We start from the raw sequence: 3736 nt of genomic DNA, 5'->3' as shown, positions 1-3736 counted from the left end.
TGGCCGGGCAGGCCGGGCGCGATGATGCCGGTGGCGGTTGCGGCGGCGCCGAAATAGGCAGCATCGACCACCGCCTTGCGGTCCACGGCGTACTGAACCGCGCGGCGCATGTTGAGATTGTTGAAGGGAGCGACATCCTGGTTCATGCCGAGCCAGACAAAGGCCAGCGAAGGCTTCTCCACCACTGTCGTCTTCGGCGGCGGCGTCTGCTTCAGGCGCGAGATCGAGGAGACCGCGGTCCAGGTGTAGTCGAGGTCGCCGGCCTCATAGCCGAGTTCGGCGGTCTTCTCGTCCTCGATCGGATGAATGTGGATTTCCGCGAAGGCACCTTGCTCGTACTTCCAGTCGGGATTGCGGACCAGCACCGTGCGCTGCTTGGGCAGCCATTCCTTCAGGATGTAGGGGCCTGACTGAGCCACTGGCTTGACGCCCATCTTGCCACCGAGCTCGGTGATGGCGCGCTTTGACAGGATGGTGCCGGACGGCGTCGGCAAAGTCGACGTCCACAGCGGCGCGAAGGCTTGTTTCAGGTGGATCAGCCCCGACAGCTTGTCCTTGACCTCGACTTCCTTGAGCGTTGCCCAGTCGCCGGAATAGGGGCTCTTGTTGGCTGGGTCGGCGATGCGTTCGATCGAAAACTTGACGTCTTCGGCCGTCATCTGGCCGTAGCCATCGGTGAAGCCGATATTGTCGCGCAGCTGGAAGGCGACGGTCAGCGGATCGAGCTGCTTGATCGTTTCCGCCGCCATCGGCCGCCAGCCCCAGCTGTCGCCAGGCGTGGTGACGACGAGGCCGGCGAAGATGACGCTGGTGATGTCGCCTTCAGGCGCCGCCAGCCGGAAGCAAGGGTCGAGCGTCTGGATGTCGGCGTAGGAGCGCACCTTGAGGATCGGCCCGTCGCTCGACCAGGAAACTTTTGGATTGACCATTGAGGCGAGGCCGAAAGCGCCGGCTGCGGCGAGCAGGCTGCGGCGCGAAACCCTGGTGTCGGCTAGAATGGACATGCTCTACCCCTCAGCTGTTTTCGTTGTCTTGTTTTCAGGCCGCAGGCCATTCTCCAAGCCGGGCCGAATGTGTCGGTCCGCTAAAACTGCTAATAATAGACATCTATGTCTAGCGAAAATTTTGCCGGCACGTCCGAATCTTGGATACGGACGATCTTGCGGAAAATCTCGACATCTGTTCCGACCGCCGCCGGCGCGTCGACTTGGGCAAGTCACGGGCGGAATGTGATCGCGCAGACGATATGGCCTGGCCCGCCATTCGGTGGGGCCTGGATCAAGAGCTGTAGCGGAGATAGGCCTCTCGGCCGCCGCTCACTTCCAGATTTCAGCCGCCAGGCGCATGAAATTGCCGCCCAGGACATCGCGCACGGTCTGCTCGGACTGGCCGCGGCGCAGAAGAACCTCGGTCAGTTCGCGCATCTGACCTGGAGCCGCGTAGGTCGTCGCCCCCTCCGGATATTCGCTCTTGGGCCAGAATTGCGGATTGTCGGAAATGATGCGGTCGATGCCTTTGACATCAACCGGAAAGGCGTAGTCCAGTCCGATGCCGACATGATTTGGGCCAGCCAGGTCGACGAGATATTCGATGTGGTCAGCCAGCCTGTCCGAGTCCGTGCGTCCCTCTCCCAGGAAACGATTGAGCCCGACGATCGCGACGATGCCGCCGGTGCGCGCGCAGGCCTTGATCTGCTCGTCGGTGATATTGCGGCCATGGCCGCACAAGGCCTTGGCGTTGGAGTGCGAGAAGATGACTGGCCGGTTGGAGTATTCCATCACCTCCATCGAGGTGCGATAGCCGGTGTGGGTGACGTCGACGAACATGCCGAGACGGTTCATCTCGTCGATGACCTCGCGGCCGAACGCCGTCAGGCTGGTCTCGACATCGTGGCAACCGCCGCCGGCCAGATTGTTCCTGTTGTACGCAAACAGGATCTGGCGGACGCCCAGATGGTGATAGAACTCGACCATCTCGACGCGGCCGTCGAGCGCGTTCATGCCCTCGATGTCGAAGGTGATCGCCAGTTTGCCTTCAAGCTTGGCCTTGCGGATTTCCGCGACGGAGGAGACCAGCGTGTAGTGCTCGGGATTGGCAAGGATCCAGTGGCGGAAATTTGCGAGCGTCCGCACGGTCTGCTCCCAGGGCAACAGGTCGAAGCCGACATCGATCGACAGATAGTCGATGCCGGCGTCGCGCCAGATCTGCAGATTGTTCAGGTCCGCCGCCGGGTCCGGCATGAAGCCGGAATGCGCGTCCCATATGATTTCACTGTCGAAAATGGCCTGGGCGGCTGTCGAAACGCTCACTTTTTCCTCGCTCTCTCGGCGACACAACACAACGGAAAGCCGGATCAAGCGGCGTTCCGGACGTGTGATCCAGATGCAGTGCGCATCAAGTATCAGGCCACAGACACATGTGTCTAGACAGTCCGGGACGAGCCTGTATGGTCGCCGTCGCTGTATGTCGCTCCGACCGGAACATCGGCAAAAGGGAGAACAAAGATGAGTTCAAACGGAAGCCATGGCGGCAGCGATAGCAGGCATATCGCGGTGATTGGCGGCGGCATCATCGGCTGCAGCGCGGCTTTCCATCTGCTGCGGTCCGGCGTGCGCCGGGTGACGGTCATCGATGCCGGCCAGCCGGGTGCCGCAACCACAAGCGCCGGTGCTGGCTTCGTCTCCCATTGGTCCGCCGGCATGATCCCGCTCGGTGAAGAGGGCTTTCAGCTGCAGCAATATGGCCTCGATTTCTATCGCAGGCTGCACGAGGTCGGCGCCGAGATTGGTTATCGGCCGAACGGCACCTTGATCATGGCGCTGACCGAGGACGGGCGCGAACGCTTCGTCCGCCCGGTGCTGGATTCTCCCTATGCGCCGCCGGAAATGCAGGACCTGGACGCCGTGCAGATCGGGCAGAAGATGCAGGGCCTCATCGATCCGGCCCGGGTCCATTCGGCGGCCTACAATCCGCACGGCATCCAGCTCGACACCAAGCTGGCGATGGGGGTGCTGACCGGCCAGATCAGCGAGCTCGGCGGCGTCTTCCGCAGCAACACACGCGTGACTGCCGTCCATGATGCCGGCGACCGGGTGACGATCGAGACCGACCAGGGCGGTCTTGAGGCTGATGGCGTGATTGTTGCCGCCGGCGCCTGGAACAACCAGGTCCTGTCAGGCCTTGGCTGGCAGTTGCCGCTGCTGCGCGTCGTTGCAACGCGCATCGTCACCGACGACCGTGGGCTGCCATCGACCATTCCCACCGTCCAGTGCCGCGAATTGCGGCTGTGGCTGCGCGAGACATTCGGCGCCATAATGTGGGGAACCGGCCGGCACTACAAACCTCTCAACAAGACGAACGACAGCGAAATCGAACCCGGCCAGCCGCACAATATCGGGCTGATGCAGGAAACCTCCGAGCAGGAGCTTGCCGAGTTGCAGACGGTGTTCCCGCCGCTGCGCGGTTCGACGATCGCGAGCTGGGCGCAAGGCGTGCCGTGCTACACGCCCGACAACAACCTTATCGTCGGCAAAGTCCCCGGCAGCGACAATATCGTGGTCGTCGGTGGCGACAATGAGAGCGGCGTCACCCATGGACCGGGTCTTGGCCGGCTCTCTTGCGAACTGGTTCTCGGGCAGACCCCGTTCGTTTCCGTCGAGCGGTTCCGTGTCGATCGCTACGCCTCCAACGCCTTCAAGTCGGAAGCCGAGATCGAGGCCGCCATGCCGGCCTGGGG

The 3736-nt window shown here is 62.6% G+C and carries 3 protein-coding genes; 1 reads left to right on the top strand and 2 read right to left on the bottom strand.

The genetic code is table 11. The features are described from left to right. A partial coding sequence (locus tag ENZ75_RS24760) for an ABC transporter substrate-binding protein (protein ID WP_245481210.1) occupies positions 1-1004 on the bottom strand: 1004 nt, incomplete at its 3' end. A 312-nt stretch (positions 1005-1316) separates the two neighbouring features. Next, complete coding sequence (locus ENZ75_RS24755; RefSeq protein WP_082826414.1) at positions 1317-2309, bottom strand: membrane dipeptidase; 993 nt, start codon at positions 2307-2309, stop codon at positions 1317-1319. A 195-nt stretch (positions 2310-2504) separates the two neighbouring features. Between ENZ75_RS24755 and ENZ75_RS24750 the strand changes: the two genes are divergently transcribed. Continuing rightward, on the top strand, positions 2505-3736 hold a 1232-nt coding region (locus tag ENZ75_RS24750), incomplete at its 3' end, for an FAD-binding oxidoreductase (protein WP_164887977.1).

The sequence above is a fragment of the Mesorhizobium sp. M7A.F.Ca.CA.002.04.1.1 genome, from assembly GCF_004022805.1.
GTDB lineage: Bacteria > Pseudomonadota > Alphaproteobacteria > Rhizobiales > Rhizobiaceae > Mesorhizobium > Mesorhizobium ciceri.
The sequence above is the reverse complement of the archived record's forward strand: the minus strand, read 5'-3'. Positions and strand labels throughout refer to the sequence as shown.